Source organism: Arthrobacter sp. NPDC058127 (genome assembly GCF_042884555.1).
Taxonomy (GTDB): domain Bacteria; phylum Actinomycetota; class Actinomycetes; order Actinomycetales; family Micrococcaceae; genus Arthrobacter.
In genome coordinates this window covers 675749-689924 of record NZ_JBHVTT010000001.1, presented here as the reverse complement: position 1 = coordinate 689924, position 14176 = coordinate 675749, and the positions used below count along the sequence as shown (strand labels likewise).

13 protein-coding genes and 2 tRNA genes are annotated in these 14176 nt (G+C 63.7%); 12 read left to right on the top strand and 3 right to left on the bottom strand.

Annotated elements, in window-relative coordinates; all coding sequences use genetic code 11:
- Positions 1-10: 10 nt before the first annotated feature.
- The 3 genes from ACFVTG_RS03080 (at position 11) to ACFVTG_RS03070 (ending at position 2533) form a co-directional block, all read left to right on the top strand.
- Entirely contained in the window at positions 11-1012 is a 1002-nt protein-coding gene (locus tag ACFVTG_RS03080) for a hypothetical protein (RefSeq protein WP_390277840.1), read from the top strand.
- Positions 1013-1148: 136 nt separating this feature from the next.
- A complete protein-coding gene (locus ACFVTG_RS03075; RefSeq protein ID WP_390277838.1) occupies positions 1149-1631 on the top strand; it encodes a ribose-5-phosphate isomerase in 483 nt (160 codons plus the stop codon).
- A complete protein-coding gene (locus ACFVTG_RS03070; protein WP_390277836.1) occupies positions 1631-2533 on the top strand; it encodes an Fpg/Nei family DNA glycosylase in 903 nt (300 codons plus the stop codon). The genes ACFVTG_RS03075 and ACFVTG_RS03070 overlap by 1 nt, the downstream gene beginning before the upstream one ends.
- 89 nt (positions 2534-2622) lie before the next feature.
- Here ACFVTG_RS03070 and ACFVTG_RS03065 read toward each other — a convergent pair.
- Positions 2623-2696, bottom strand: a tRNA-Gly gene (locus tag ACFVTG_RS03065).
- Positions 2697-2850: 154 nt separating this feature from the next.
- Here ACFVTG_RS03065 and ACFVTG_RS03060 point away from each other — a divergent pair.
- The 6 genes from ACFVTG_RS03060 to ACFVTG_RS03035 all read left to right on the top strand — a co-directional run bounded on the left by ACFVTG_RS03060 (position 2851) and on the right by ACFVTG_RS03035 (position 8096).
- Positions 2851-2925, top strand: a tRNA-Pro gene (locus tag ACFVTG_RS03060).
- Positions 2926-2993: 68 nt separating this feature from the next.
- Positions 2994-4361 carry a trigger factor gene (gene tig, locus ACFVTG_RS03055; protein ID WP_390277834.1) on the top strand — a complete coding sequence of 456 codons (1368 nt, stop codon included), beginning with the start codon at positions 2994-2996 and terminating at the stop codon, positions 4359-4361.
- A gap of 242 nt (positions 4362-4603) precedes the next feature.
- Complete coding sequence (locus ACFVTG_RS03050; RefSeq protein ID WP_284751984.1) at positions 4604-5233, top strand: ATP-dependent Clp protease proteolytic subunit; 630 nt, start codon at positions 4604-4606, stop codon at positions 5231-5233.
- Positions 5234-5270: 37 nt separating this feature from the next.
- The gene (locus tag ACFVTG_RS03045) at positions 5271-5930 is read left to right on the top strand and encodes an ATP-dependent Clp protease proteolytic subunit (RefSeq protein WP_078108671.1); all 660 of its coding nucleotides are present in this window, start codon (positions 5271-5273) and stop codon (positions 5928-5930) included.
- Positions 5931-6114: 184 nt separating this feature from the next.
- Positions 6115-7401 carry an ATP-dependent Clp protease ATP-binding subunit ClpX gene (clpX, locus tag ACFVTG_RS03040; protein WP_390277832.1) on the top strand — a complete coding sequence of 429 codons (1287 nt, stop codon included), beginning with the start codon at positions 6115-6117 and terminating at the stop codon, positions 7399-7401.
- 80 nt (positions 7402-7481) lie between these two features.
- Positions 7482-8096, top strand: coding sequence for a DsbA family protein (locus ACFVTG_RS03035; RefSeq protein ID WP_390277829.1), 615 nt, complete (start codon positions 7482-7484; stop codon positions 8094-8096).
- A gap of 52 nt (positions 8097-8148) precedes the next feature.
- Here ACFVTG_RS03035 and ACFVTG_RS03030 read toward each other — a convergent pair whose 3' ends face one another.
- On the bottom strand, positions 8149-9024 hold the full coding sequence (locus ACFVTG_RS03030; protein WP_390277827.1) for a DNA-formamidopyrimidine glycosylase family protein: 876 nt from the start codon (positions 9022-9024) through the stop codon (positions 8149-8151).
- A gap of 382 nt (positions 9025-9406) precedes the next feature.
- Positions 9407-12028 carry a valine--tRNA ligase gene (valS, locus tag ACFVTG_RS03025; protein WP_390277825.1) on the bottom strand — a complete coding sequence of 874 codons (2622 nt, stop codon included), beginning with the start codon at positions 12026-12028 and terminating at the stop codon, positions 9407-9409.
- Between the two features lie 63 nt (positions 12029-12091).
- Between valS and ACFVTG_RS03020 the strand changes: the two genes are divergently transcribed.
- The 3 genes from ACFVTG_RS03020 to ACFVTG_RS03010 are packed head-to-tail and all read left to right on the top strand — an operon-like array spanning position 12092 to position 13872.
- Positions 12092-12469 carry a DUF488 domain-containing protein gene (locus ACFVTG_RS03020; RefSeq protein ID WP_390277823.1) on the top strand — a complete coding sequence of 126 codons (378 nt, stop codon included), beginning with the start codon at positions 12092-12094 and terminating at the stop codon, positions 12467-12469.
- A complete protein-coding gene (locus ACFVTG_RS03015; RefSeq protein WP_284751936.1) occupies positions 12466-13104 on the top strand; it encodes a class I SAM-dependent methyltransferase in 639 nt (212 codons plus the stop codon). The genes ACFVTG_RS03020 and ACFVTG_RS03015 overlap by 4 nt, the downstream gene beginning before the upstream one ends.
- Positions 13105-13113: 9 nt before the next feature.
- Positions 13114-13872, top strand: coding sequence for an SDR family oxidoreductase (locus tag ACFVTG_RS03010; RefSeq protein WP_284751935.1), 759 nt, complete (start codon positions 13114-13116; stop codon positions 13870-13872).
- Positions 13873-14176 lie beyond the last annotated feature (304 nt).

Here is a 14176-nt window from a genome sequence, read left to right as displayed (position 1 = left end):
GCGTTGGAATATGGGAAAGATGCGCGACTCGTTGGACCTCCGGGCACTCCGCTTTGCGGTGGCATTTCCGCTGCTGCTGGCTGGCGCATTTGGCGTATGCGCACTCATGTTGCGCAACAACCTTCCGGATCCTGTCGCCATCGCTTGGAACGCCGACGGCGGAGTCAGCTTTGCGCCGTTCCTCGCCTACGTTCTCGGCGGCGGAGGGTTTCTTGTCGTGGCTGGCTGGCTGGTGTTCATCCAGGCGGTTCCCCTTGCCCGGCCCGTGATTATGCGCAGGGTCATGATGGGCATGGGCCTCATGGTGACCCTCTTCATCACCGCTGTACTTGCCGCCGGGCTCGTGGGGCAAACGGGCCTCGACGACGCCCGCAGCTCGCACGTTGATGCCACGGTCCTCGCGTTGGGAGCGGGTGCGGCGTTGCCCCTCGGCGTCGTCATGATGATGGCTTTCAAGCCTGACCCGCATTGGACACCTGAGGACGACGCCGCCCTCGAGGCCGAACGAATCCGGACGGAAGACCCCGGCCTGGCGGAGGATTCCATGTTGCTGTGGGTCCATGCACGGAGTTCGGTGTTCGTGATGATTTGCGTGGCCACTTTGTTCCCCGCCATGTTGATCGCGATTGCGCTCCCGTGGTTGGGCGCATTGTTGGCAATGGTCGCCGTCATCGGAGCGTGTTTCCTGTTCGTCCGCGTCCGGGCGGACAGGGGAGGGGTGCAGGTCTTTGTCGCGGGCGTTCTGCGGGTCCTTAGGGTGCCGGCCGTTGATATCGCAGGCGCGGCCGCGCAGGAAGTCAGGGCGGCCGACTTTGGCGGCTGGGGACTCCGGCACCACGGAGGAGCCACGGCCATGCTCGTGAGCAGCGGTCCCGCCGTCGTCGTCCGTCAGGTCAGCGGCCGCAGGGTGGCGTTCAGCGCCGGGACCTCGGCCACGGCGGACCGGCTCGCGGGAATCCTGAACCGCGTCGCGGCGCGTGCCCAGCGAGGTGAACAGCCTCCGGCCAGTTGAGCGCCGGAAGGCATCCGGCGCGGGGGCTTCGTCTTAAGAGGTGAGCCAGGGTCCGGTCCTAGTAACCTAGGAACCGCATCCCTCACCGCCGCGCCCGGCTTTGCCGCGTTCGCGCGCCAGACTGAATGGACTTCCTGTGACCACACCCCGCGTCCACATTGCCACGGACCACGCCGGCATGGAGCTCAGCGCCCACCTCGTAAGCCGCCTCACGGCCAAGGGCTACGACGTCGTTGACCACGGCCCCAAGGAGTACGACGCCCTTGATGACTACCCGTCGTTCTGCATCAATGCTGCCGCTGCCGTGGTCGCCGACCAAGAGGCCGGCGTTCACGCATTGGGCATCGTCCTGGGCGGATCGGGCAACGGCGAACAAATTGCCGCGAACAAGGTCAAGGGTGTCCGGGCCGCGCTCGCCTGGAACCTCTCCACTGCGAAACTGGCCCGAGAGCACAACGACGCCAACGTGGTCGCCGTCGGCGGCCGCCAGCACACCGTTGAGGAAGCCACAGAACTGATCGAGGCTTTCCTGGAAGAACCGTTCAGCAACGACGAACGCCACGTGCGCCGCATCGGAAAAATCGCCACTTACGAGAACACCGGCGAAATCGTTGCCTAATGCCTGAAGGGCATTCCATCCATCGCCTGGCACGCCAGTTCCAGGATGTTTTTGCCGGCCGAATGCTGGAGGTCTCCAGCCCCCAAGGCCGTTTCACTGCGGGTGCGGCGCTATTGGACCGCCACGAGCTGCTTGAAGCCACGGCGCACGGCAAGCAGCTCTTCCTCCGTTTTGACCACGGGATTCTCCTGCATGTCCATCTGGGTCTCTACGGTGCGTGGAATTTCGGTGGCGACGAATCCTTCCGCGGGGCCTCGAGCATCGGGGCGCCGCGGCGGATCGGCGAACGCGAGACCTTCTCACATGATGCGGGCGCAGGGAGCCCCGGAAGCAGCTATGCGGGTCCGCCCGAGCCGGTGGGCGCCGTCCGAGTGCGACTCGTTTCTGAGAACGGCTGGGCGGACCTGAGGGGCGCCACGACGTGCGCGGCGATCACCGAGGCAGAGGCCGCGGCTGTCCTGGCACGCTTAGGTCCCGATCCGCTGCACAATCGCCCTAGCGACCGCGAGGAGTTCATCCGCCGCTTGCTGCGCCGCAAGACCGCCGTCGGGCTCCTCCTCATGGACCAGTCGATCGTGGCCGGTATCGGCAACATTTACCGTGCGGAGGTGCTCTTCCGCCAAGGCGTTGATCCTTGGACTCCCGGCAGCTCGCTGAACGCCGAAACCGGCGGACGGCTGTGGGATGACACCGTGGCGGCCATGTCCGACGGCGTCCGTGACGGGCGGATTGTTACGACCCCATCGGCTTTGTGGAGCGGCGGGAACGCGGAAGCGCTCGACGGCGACGCGCACTTTGTCTACAAGCGGCAGGGACAGCCGTGCCGGCGATGCGGAGAGGCAGTGGGGATGACAGAGATCGGTGCGCGCAAACTCTATTGGTGCCCCGCCTGCCAGAACTGACGCCAGGCGCGGGCAAACACCCGGCGCCGGCGGGGGCGCAAACACCAGGAAAACACGAAGGGCCCCTCGCCGAGGGGCCCTTCGTTCCTTGGAGGGGACGACGGGAATCGAACCCGCGTAATCAGTTTGGAAGACTGAGGCTTTACCATTAAGCTACGTCCCCGGGCAAGACTGCATGGACCTCTATGAACATCACAGAGTGTTCCGCACATCTTTCCGGTGGCTGTTGAAGCCGGATATAACTAAACCTAATTCAGGGGCCAAGTGTCAAATGTGCATTCTCCGCCGAGATGCCCGTAGACTGTCCTGTGCATTCACGGGGTGTAGCTCAGCTTGGCTAGAGCGCCTGCTTTGGGAGCAGGAAGTCGCAGGTTCAAATCCTGTCACCCCGACTCTGTGTGCCTGTCCCGATCCGGGACGCGGCAGAACCCCATCCCACAAAACCAGGAGTACTTAGACTGTGAAGAGCGCTGTCGAGAACCTCACCGCCACGCGGGTCAAGCTCAACGTTGAGGTTCCCTTTGAGGAACTGAAGCCGAGCATCGATGCCGCTTACAAGACCGTTGCTTCGCAGATCCAGGTTCCCGGGTTCCGCAAGGGCAAGGTTCCCTCCAAGCTGGTTGACCAGCGCGTTGGCCGTGGCTACGTCTTGGAGACCGCCATCAACGATGGCCTCAACGGCTGGTACCAGGCTGCCGTCCAGGAAGCCGGCCTCCGCCCGCTGAGCCGCCCCGAAGTTGAGATCACCGAGGTTCCGGACCCGTCCTCGACCGACGGTGAACTGAAGTTCCAGGTCGAGATCGACGTCCGTCCCGAGGTTGAGCTGCCCGACTACGCCGGCATCAAGGTCGAGGTTGCCGCAGCGGATTCCTCCGACGCCGACGTCGACAAGGCCCTGGATGAGCTCCGCGGCCGCTTCGGCACGCTGAAGTCCGTTGACCGCCCGGCCGCCGATGGTGACTTCCTGACCATCGACATCACCGCCACCATCGACGGTGCCGAGATCGACTCCGCCACGGGCCTGTCCTACCAGGTTGGCGCAGGCACCATGCTTGAGGGCCTCGACGAGGCAGTCACCGGCCTTTCGGCCGAAGAAGAAGCAATCTTCGACACGACTCTGGTTGGCGGCGAGCACGCCGGCGAGGCAGCCCAGGTCAAGGTTGTCGTCAAGACCGTCAAGGAGCGCGAGCTTCCCGAGGCCAACGACGACTTCGCCCAGTTGGCATCGGAGTTCGACACCCTTGCCGAACTGCGTGAAGACCTTGCCAAGCAGGCCGCCGAGTCCAAGGTCGTCGGCCAGGGTGTCGAAGCCCGCGACAAGGTCCTGGACAAGCTCGTCGAGCTCATCGAGGTTCCGGTTCCGGACTCTGTCGTTGAAGAGCAGCTCGAAGCACACTTCAACCCGGAGAACGCCCACGGTGAAGGCGAGCACGACACCGAGGAGCACCGCGCCGAGGTCAAGGCCAACACGGCCCGCGCCTTCAAGAACGAAATCATCCTTGACGCCATTGCCGACAAGGAAGAAGTGAGCGTCAGCCAGAACGAGCTGATCGACTACATCGTCAGCACGGCAAGCCAGTACGGCATGGACCCGAACCAGTTCGCCCAGATCATCGATCAGAGCGGCCAGGTTCCCATGATGGTTTCCGAGGTGCGTCGCCGTAAGGCCCTCGCAGTTGTCCTCGGCCAGGCCGAGGTTGTCGACTCCGAAGGCAACAAGGTGGACCTCAGCGACTTCGTGCGCCCCGCTGGTGAAGAGGCCTCCGTCGAGGAAGCCGAAGAAGCAGCTGTTGTTCCGAGCGACGACCCCGCTGCAGTGAAGTTCTAGTTTCAACTCTCGCCGCCCCCGGATCCTTGATCCGGGGGCGGCTTGGTTTAAGCCCGGGGAGCACGGAAAGCGCCCCCTTCCGCAATCGTGCGCCGTCAGCGAACAGTGCGATTTGGGAGAACAAATCGCCGTGGAAAACGGTTAGTGTCCAAGTAGTGAAGATCAGGGATGGCAAGTTCAGCAATGGCCCTGTCACCAGCGAGAGGTAAGTACTAATGTCACAGCACGCAGAGGCGCCCAGGATGGCAACCGTCGATCCAGCGGCCCAGGACAACTACATCTACAACCGCCTGCTGAAAGAGCGCATCATCTGGCTCGGATCCGAAGTCCGTGATGAAAACGCCAACGCGATCTGCTCCCAGCTCCTCCTCCTCTCCGCTGAAGACCCGGAGAAGGACATCTACCTGTACATCAACTCTCCTGGCGGCTCCGTGACCGCCGGCATGGCCATTTACGACACGATGCAGTTCATCCCGAACGACGTCGTGACGGTTGCCACCGGGCTGGCGGCCTCCATGGGTCAGTTCCTCCTTTCCTCGGGCACCAAGGGCAAGCGCTACGCCACGCCCAACGCCCGCATCCTGATGCACCAGCCCTCCGGCGGCATCGGTGGCACGGCGTCGGATATCAAGATCCAGGCGGAGCTGATCCTTCACATGAAGAAGGTCATGGCCGAGCTGACAGCCGAACAGACCGGACAGACCGTGGAGACCATCCTCAAGGACAACGACCGCGACAAGTGGTTCACGGCCACCGAGGCCCTCGCCTACGGCTTCTTCGACAAGATCTCTGCCCACGCGGGATCGGTCGCCGGCGGCGGCGGTACGGCCAATTCCTCGAATTCCGAGGCCTCCTCGAACTCCGAGAAGTAAACCGGCACCAAGAAACATTCAGATCAGGAGCAATAAAATGAACTACAACTTTGGATGGTCTGCCGGTAATCTCCCGTCCAGCCGCTACGTCCTCCCGCAATTCGAGGAGCGCACGCCCTACGGCTTCAAGCGCCAGGACCCGTACACGAAGCTCTTCGAGGATCGCATCATCTTCCTCGGTGTGCAGGTTGACGACGCTTCCGCAGACGACATCATGGCCCAGCTGCTGGTGCTCGAGTCCACGGACCCGGACCGCGACATCACGTTGTACATCAACTCCCCGGGCGGTTCGTTCACGGCCATGACGGCTATTTACGACACCATGCAGTACATCCGCCCTGAGATCCAGACCGTTTGCCTGGGCCAGGCCGCAAGCGCCGCAGCCGTGCTGCTCGCCGCCGGCACTCCCGGCAAGCGCCTCGCATTGCCGAACGCCCGCGTCCTGATCCACCAGCCGGCGCTCTCCGGCGGCCAGGGCGGACAGGCCTCGGACCTTGAGATCCAGGCTGCTGAAGTCATGCGCATGCGCACGTGGCTCGAGGACACGCTTGCCCACCACTCGGGCCGTACCTCGGAGCAGGTCAACAATGACATCGAGCGCGACAAGATCCTCACCGCCGCCGAGGCGATGGACTATGGATTGATCGACCAGGTGCTCGATTCCCGCAAGATCAAGCCCCAGGCGATCGCAAGGTAACTGGCCAAAACTCGACGCCGGTGCGGTTCAGGAAATATGGACCGCATCGGCGTTCTGTTTCAACCCAAGCAGCCCATTGTGTCCTACAGTGGAAGTTGTCATGGTGGCGCCCCCGCTGCGATCTTCCGATCTTGGCAGATAGGTACGGGGCTGCACCACCCGCATGAAACGAAGGGATTCCCACATGGCTCGGATTGGCGAGAGCACGGATCTGCTGAAGTGTTCTTTCTGCGGAAAGAGCCAGAAGCAGGTTCGGAAGCTGATTGCCGGGCCCGGCGTGTACATCTGCGACGAGTGCATCGAGCTCTGCAACGAGATCATCGAAGAGGAGCTCGCGGAAGTATCGGATCTTGGCAGCTTCGAGTTGCCCAAGCCGCGGGAGATCTTCGATTTCCTCCAGGAGTACGTCATTGGCCAGGAGCCCGCGAAACGCTCCCTCGCCGTCGCGGTGTACAACCACTACAAGCGCATCCAGGCCGGCCACGCACCGAAGACCGGCCTTGGCGAAGGCGGACACCACGAAGACGTGGAGATCGCCAAATCCAACATCCTGCTGATTGGCCCCACCGGCTGCGGTAAGACCTACCTGGCTCAAACCCTGGCCCGCCGCTTGAACGTACCCTTCGCCGTCGCTGACGCCACGGCCCTGACTGAGGCCGGGTACGTCGGCGAAGACGTCGAAAACATCCTGTTGAAGCTCATCCAGGCCGCCGACTACGACGTCAAGAAGGCCGAACAAGGCATCATCTATATCGACGAGATCGACAAGATTTCGCGCAAGAGCGAGAACCCGTCCATCACGCGCGATGTGTCCGGCGAAGGCGTGCAGCAGGCACTGCTGAAGATCCTCGAAGGCACGGTGGCTTCGGTTCCGCCGCAGGGCGGCCGCAAACACCCGCATCAGGAATTCATCCAGATCGACACCACCAACGTGTTGTTCATCGTGGCCGGCGCTTTTGCCGGGCTGGAGGACATCATTGGATCGCGGTCGGGCCGGAAAGGCATCGGCTTCGGGGCGCCGCTCAACGAGGTCAAGGACAACGCGGACAGCTACGGCGAGGTGATGCCGGAGGATCTGCTCAAGTTCGGGCTGATTCCTGAATTCATTGGGCGCCTGCCTGTGATCACCACCGTGTCCAACCTTGACCGTTCCGCGCTCATCCAGATTCTCTCCAAGCCCAAGAACGCCCTGATCAAGCAGTACCAGAAGATGTTCCAGCTGGACGGCGTGGAGCTCTTGTTTGACGATGACGCCCTTGACTCGATTGCGGACCAAGCACTGGAACGCGGCACCGGAGCCCGCGGCCTGCGCGCCATCATGGAGGAAGTGCTGCTCCCGGTCATGTTCGACCTGCCAAGCAGGGACGACATCGCGAGCGTCGTCATCACCGCCGACGCCGTGACCAAGAAGGGCCAGCCCACCATGATCGCGCACGAGGTCGTTGCGAAGCGTCGGAATAAGTCCGCTTAGCCTGGGGTTTGCATGATTGGTGCCGGACACCCATTCGTCCGGCTGGCCGCGCCCCCTTACGCCTACACGAGGAGTTCCCTGTGCCCGAGCAGACCGCCAACAAGGTTGATTTCTGGTTCGATCCCATGTGCCCTTTCGCCTGGGTGACGTCCCGCTGGATCGGTGAAGTGGAAGACGTCCGCGGCATCGAGACCAACTGGAACGTCATGAGCCTCTCCGTCCTCAACGAAGGCCGCGAACTGCCTACCGAATACACCGAGAAGATGAAGCAGGGCTGGGGACCTGTCCGTGTCATCATCGCCGCCAGCGAGCTGCACGGAAACGAGTACATCAAGCCGCTATACGACGCGATGGGTTCCCTCATCCACCACGAAGGCATCAAGGATTTCGCCGAGGTCATCTCCAAGGCACTGGCGGAAACCGGACTGCCGGCCGAGTTGGCCCGCTTCGCTGATTCCGAGGAATACGATGTCCAGCTGCGTGCCAGCCACGAATCGGGGATCTCCCTGGTAGGCCAGGACGTGGGCACCCCGGTAGTCGCCGTCAACGGCACGGCCTTCTTCGGCCCGGTCCTCACCCGTATCCCCCGAGGGGAAGAAGCCGGGCGGATCTGGGACGCCACTGTCACCTTGGCCGGCTACCCGCATTTCTTCGAGCTCAAGCGCAGCCGCACGGAAAGCCCGGAATTCAACTAGCCTTGAATTCAAATAGCCTGGGCCGTCGCGGCCGTTAGGGCCGCAGGCCCGGCTATTTCAGGAATCGCGAGGTTCTACGGTCCGCCAGGATCTTTCCGTTTGTCTGGCAGCCGGGGCAATACTGCAGCGCGGTGTCGGCAAAGGACACCTCGCGGATGGTGGTCCCGCACACGGGGCAGGGCTGTCCCGCCCGGCCGTGGACCCGCATGGTGTTCCGCTTGGTGTCCTTGAGTTCGCTTGAGGCTTTCCCGACGGCGACGGCTACGGCCGCACCCAGGACACTTTCGATGGACTCGTAGAGGACACGGGTTGTGTCCTTGTCCAACGACTTGGCGATCGCGAACGGTGAAATCCTGGCGGCGTGAAGGATCTCGTCGCTGTAGGCGTTGCCGATGCCCGCGATGACGCTTTGGCTCCGTAGGAGTCCCTTGATCTGGTGCGCGCTTGTGGCAAGGATTCCGGCCAGGGTTTCCTCCGTGAAGGCAGGGCTCAGCGGGTCCGGGCCGAGTGTCGCGATCCCGGGAACGTCCAAGGGGCTGAGCACCACGTATATGGCCAGGCTTTTCTTTGTTCCGGCCTCCGTCAGGTCCACGCCGACGTGCGTTGAGCCGTCGCCCTTGGTGAAGCCGAGCCTCGCGGCAATATTACTGCCGCCCATCCGGAGCTGGCTCTGCGACGGCTGCTCCGTGTAGCGGAGCCACCCGGCCTTGGCGAGGTGGAAGATGAAATGGATTCCCTCGGCGTCTAGACTGACGAACTTGCCGAAGCGTTCCACCCCGACGATTTTGCGGCCCTCCAGGGCCGAGTAGGGCGGATCGGCTGTCTTCAACACGGCAAAAGAAGCGATCTGGATCTTCGTCAGTTCGGCACCGAGAAGATTCCTGCCCAGGAAGGCAGTCAGCCCGGCCACTTCGGGAAGTTCTGGCATAGCAACACTGTGCCACAAAGCGCCCACCCCCAGAACCCCGGAGGCCCGCAGCGACGCCCCCGAATTACATGCCAGTAGTTCCCGGAGGGGGCTTGTGCTGGCCGGTGAGCGGGTCAAGAATAGAACTTACCCACTTCGAAAGAAGAGGGACACGGAAACCAGAGATTCAGTGATATGCATCTGACGCAGCCTTCGGCAAAGTTGGATGCAAGCTACCAGTGACGAGGTAGGAAGACCTGAAAGTCCGAGGATTCCGCCAGACTGTCAAGACGTCACCAGGCAGCCGAAAAGTCGAAGCCCCACCAACGGCTAAACGCTGATGGGGCTTCCCCTTTGCCCGGAAACTCTCGGGCGGCGCCGGAAACTTCCGGGCTCTTCGAAACTACGCCTGGGCGGGCTCCTCGGCAGGCGCGAGGACCACGTTGCTCACCGTGAGTTCGCCCTCCGCGGCTACCAGTGAGATCTCCTGCGCGTTGGCCGCGGCCTTCAGGTCTCCCAGTCCGGCTTCCAGCTGTGCAACAAACGACTCAGTAGCGGTGATTGTGGCGGAGAGGACCTCTGTGCGCTGTTTGACCTTGGCCTCGGACTTGGCCTTGCGGATGCCGCTCAGCGCGATGCCGACGGTGCCCAGCATGGTGGTGTCGCCGTCGACGATTTCCACGGCTGCCGGCCACGCCGCGCGGTGGACTGAACCCGTGCGCCACCAGCTCCAGACCTCTTCGGTGGCGAAGGGCAGGAACGGCGCGAACAGGCGCAACAGCGAGTCCAGCGTGGTGGCAAGGGCGGCAAGCACGGATGCCTGCTCAGTCTCGCCGGCCGCACCGTAGGCGCGGTCCTTGATGAGCTCCACGTAGTCGTCCGTGAACTGCCAGAAGAACGATTCCGTGATCTGCAGGGCGCGGGCGTAGTCGTAGTTGTCGAACGCCTTGGTGGACTGCGCCACGACGTCGGCCAACTGTGCCAAAAGTGCCCGGTCCAGGGCGTTGCTCAGAACGGAGAGGTCCGCGCCGACAACCGAGTTCTCCGTAGCGCCCAGGTTCAACACGAACTTGGAGGCGTTGAGCAGCTTGATGGCCAGGCGGCGGCCGATCTTCATCTGGGCGATCTCGTAGGCGGTGTCAGCACCGAGCTTGGCGGACGCGGCCCAGTAACGGACGGCGTCGGAGCCGAATTCGTTCAGGACGTCGGTGGGGACAACCACGTTGCCCTTGGACTTGGACATCTTCTTGCGGTCCGGGTCCAGGATCCAGCCCGAGATGGCTGCGTGCTTCCACGGAGCGCTGTTCTGCAGGGAATCCGCCCGGACAGCCGAGGAGAAAAGCCAGGTGCGGATGATGTCGTGGCCCTGCGGGCGGAGGTCGAAGGGGTAGACCTTGCCGAACAGTTCCTCGTCACGGCTCCAGCCGCCCACGATCTGCGGAGTCAGCGAAGACGTGGCCCAGGTGTCCAGGACGTCGGCGTCTCCGATGAAACCGTTGGGCTGCTCGCGCTGGGACTCGTCGAAACCTGGGGCTGCGTCGGCCGCGGGGTCCACGGGAAGGGACTCGTCGGACGGCAGGATCGGGTTCTCGTAGTCCGGGTTGCCCTGGGCATCCAGCGGGTACCAGACGGGGATCGGCACGCCGAAGAAGCGCTGGCGTGAAACGAGCCAGTCGCCGTTCAGCCCGGAGATCCAGTTCTCGTAGCGGGAACGCATGAAGGACGGGTGGAAGTCGATCTCGTGTCCGCGCGCGATCAACCGTTCGCGGCGGTCCTCGTCGCGGCCGCCATTGCGGATGTACCACTGGCGCGACGTGACAACTTCAAGGGGCTTGTCGCCCTTCTCGAAGAAGTTCACGGGGTGGGTGATCTTCTTGGGCTCGCCATCCAGCAGATCGGCGGCAACGAGAAGCTCAACAACCGTCTCCTTGGCAGAGAACGCCGTCTTGCCGGCAATCGCCGCGTAGGCTTCCTTGCCGGCGTCGGTGGTGATCCACTCGGGTGTCTCGGCGATGATGCGGCCGTCGCGGCCCATGATGGCGCGTGTGGGCAGCTGCAGTTCGCGCCACCAGGTGACGTCAGTCAGGTCGCCGAAGGTACAGACCATCGCGATGCCGGAGCCCTTGTCCGCCTTGGCAAGCGGGTGGGCCTTGACCTCGAGTTCGACGTCGAACAGGGGGGACGTGACGGTCTTGCCGAACAACGGCTGGTAGCGCTCGTCGTCGGGGTTCGCCACCAACGCGGCGCACGCGGCGAGGAGTTCCGGACGCGTTGTCTCGATATAGATCTTCTCGCCGTCAGCGGTGAAGAAGGGGTAGCGGTAGTACGCGCCGGCAACCTCGCGGTCCTCCAGCTCGGCCTGCGCGACGGCGGTACGGAACGTCACATCCCATAGGGTGGGGGCCTCGGCCATGTAGGCGTCACCGGCGTTCAGGTTGGCGAGGAAGGCACGCTGGGACACCGCACGGGAGGTGTCGTCGATGGTGCGGTACGTCAGGTCCCAGTCAACGGACAGGCCGAGTGTCTGGAACAGGTTCTCGAAGACCTTCTCGTCCTCGACGGCGAGTTCCTCACAGAGTTCGATGAAGTTCTGGCGCGAGACGACGTCGAAGTCGCGCTGGTTCTTCGCCGGCTGCGCCGGTGGGCGGTACTCCGCGTTGTAGGGAATGGCGGGATCGCAGCGGACACCGTAGTAGTTCTGGACGCGGCGCTCGGTGGGCAGCCCGTTATCGTCCCAGCCCATCGGGTAGAAGACGTTCTTGCCGGTCATGCGCATGTAGCGGGCCTGGACATCCGTCTGCGTGAACGAGAACATGTGGCCCACGTGGAGCGAACCGGATGCGGTGGGCGGGGGAGTGTCGATCGAGTAGACCTGCTCCCGGGTGGTGTCCGGGTTGAACTTGTAGGTTCCTTCGTCCAGCCAGCGCTGCGTCAAGGCAGCCTCAAGGCCTTCAAGGGCCGGCTTGTCGGGAACGTTGATGGGGGCGGTGGCGGGCGTGTCTGTACCCTGCGTTGATTCAGCCATGGGCCAATTGTTTCATGGCGCCCTTTGTTCCGTGGCACGCGGACGTGCAGTAGCATGCGGCTCATGGCGGAACTCAAGGACGTTCTGGTGATAAAGCGCATCTATGACGAAGCAGCCGACGACGACGGCTACCGGGTTCTGGTGGACCGGCTCTGGCCGCGAGGGGTATCCAAAGAACGCGCCCGTTTGGATCTGTGGCTCAAGGAGATCGCTCCCTCGCCGCCGCTGCGCACCGAGTTTGCCCATATGCAGGAGCGATTCGAGGACTTCCGCCGCGCTTACCTGGCCGAGCTGGAACAGAATCCTGCCGTGGAGCAGGTGCTGGAGCTGGCCGCCGCGGAAAAGCGTGTGACGCTGCTCTACGGCGCCAGGGATCCTGAAGTCAACCACGCCCGCGTGCTGCGGGAGTTCCTGCTGCGTACCGGGGCGGCGGACACATGACGCCGCAGCATCCGCGCTTTGCGCGGGCCTACGCCCGGGCGGTTCCCGCGATAAACATGCGCGGCGGCAACGAGCACCGGCGCAGCTTGCTGTCCGACCTCCGGGGCCGCGTCGTCGAGGTCGGCGCCGGCGAGGGCTCGTCGTTCGGCCTGTACCCGGCCACCGTGGAAAGCGTCCTCGCGGTTGAGCCCGATGACTACCTCAGGGGGCTTGCTCGAGCTAAGGCCCGGCTCGCGGCTGTACCGGTCACCGTTGTTCCAGGAACCGCCGAGAACATTCCGGCGGCCGACGGCGAGGCGGACGCCGTCGTGGTCAGTCTTGTCCTCTGCAGCGTCGCGGACCAAGCGGCCGCGTTGGCGGAAATCCGCCGCGTGCTTCGGCCCGGCGGAACCTTGGCGTTCTACGAGCATGTCCGCTCGGACAAGAGGCTTCTCGCAGCCGTCGAGGATCTGCTCACTCCGGTCTGGCAGCACGTGGCCGGAGGCTGCCATCCCAACCGCAATACCCTTCAGGCGATCGGCGACGCCGGCTTCCAGGTGCTGCAGAGCGAGCGTTTCGGCTTCTCTGCCGGACCACTGTCCCCGCCGATCGCCCACATTCTTGGCCGTGCGGTTTCTCCCGGTGAACCACGTTAGGGTGGTGCCATGACTGAGGAAGTACAGACGAAGACCGCAGTAGTGACCGGCGCCAGCACGGGAATCGGCGAAGCCACAGTGCGGGCCCTCGCCGCAGATGGATGGAAGGTATTCGCCGTCGCCCGCCGTGCGGAACGGCTCGAGGCACTCGGCGCCGAGAGCGGCGCTGTGCCGTTCGCCGCGGATATCACCAATGACGACGACGTCGCGGCCTTGCTCTCGGCCGTCACCGAGGCAGGCGGAGCAGACACGCTCATCAACATTGCCGGCGGCGCACGGGGCGCAGACACCCTGGCCAATGCGCAGACCGAAGACTGGGACTGGATGTACCAAGTCAACGTGCTCGGCACCTTGAAGCTGACCCGGGCCTTCCTGCCGATGCTGCGGGCCAACGGCGAGGGCACCGTTTTGAACCTGACGTCGACGGCGGGATTCACGGCCTACGAGGGCGGCGGCGGGTACAACGCGGCCAAGTTCGCCCAGCACGCCATGACCGGCGCCCTGCGCCTGGAGGAAGCCGAGAACAACATCCGCGTCATCGAGGTGGCACCCGGGCTCGTCCGCACGGAGGAATTCGCGCTCAACCGTCTCGGCGATGCCACAGCGGCAGCCAAGGTGTACGCCGGCGTCGAGAAGCCGCTCACGCCGGAAGACGTCGCCGACGTCGTCAAGTACGCCGTCTCATTGCCGCACCACATCAACCTGGACGAGATTATCGTCCGCCCGGTGGCGCAGGCCGCCACCCACAAGTTGATCCGCAAAGGCTAAGGTCCCGGCGTCGCGCGCCCCATCCCCCAAGTGGAGCTCGCGGCGCCGCTGCCGCTAGACTTGTGGCACAAGCTTTGACCCGGACATCACCGGTGAGCTTCCGGAAGAACGCCCCCGCCACTACGGGAGTCAGTAGAACCGGACGGGTAAGCCCGTCACAGCAGCAATGAGCGGCCGACGCCGGATCACTCCTTTCCAAAAGGAGCAGAGTTGGCGCCGGTAAGTGAGGTGGTACCGCGGTACCGGCGCTGTTGGAAACAACGCAGCTGGCGCCGTCCTCGCATCCTGAATGAAACTTTGTGTT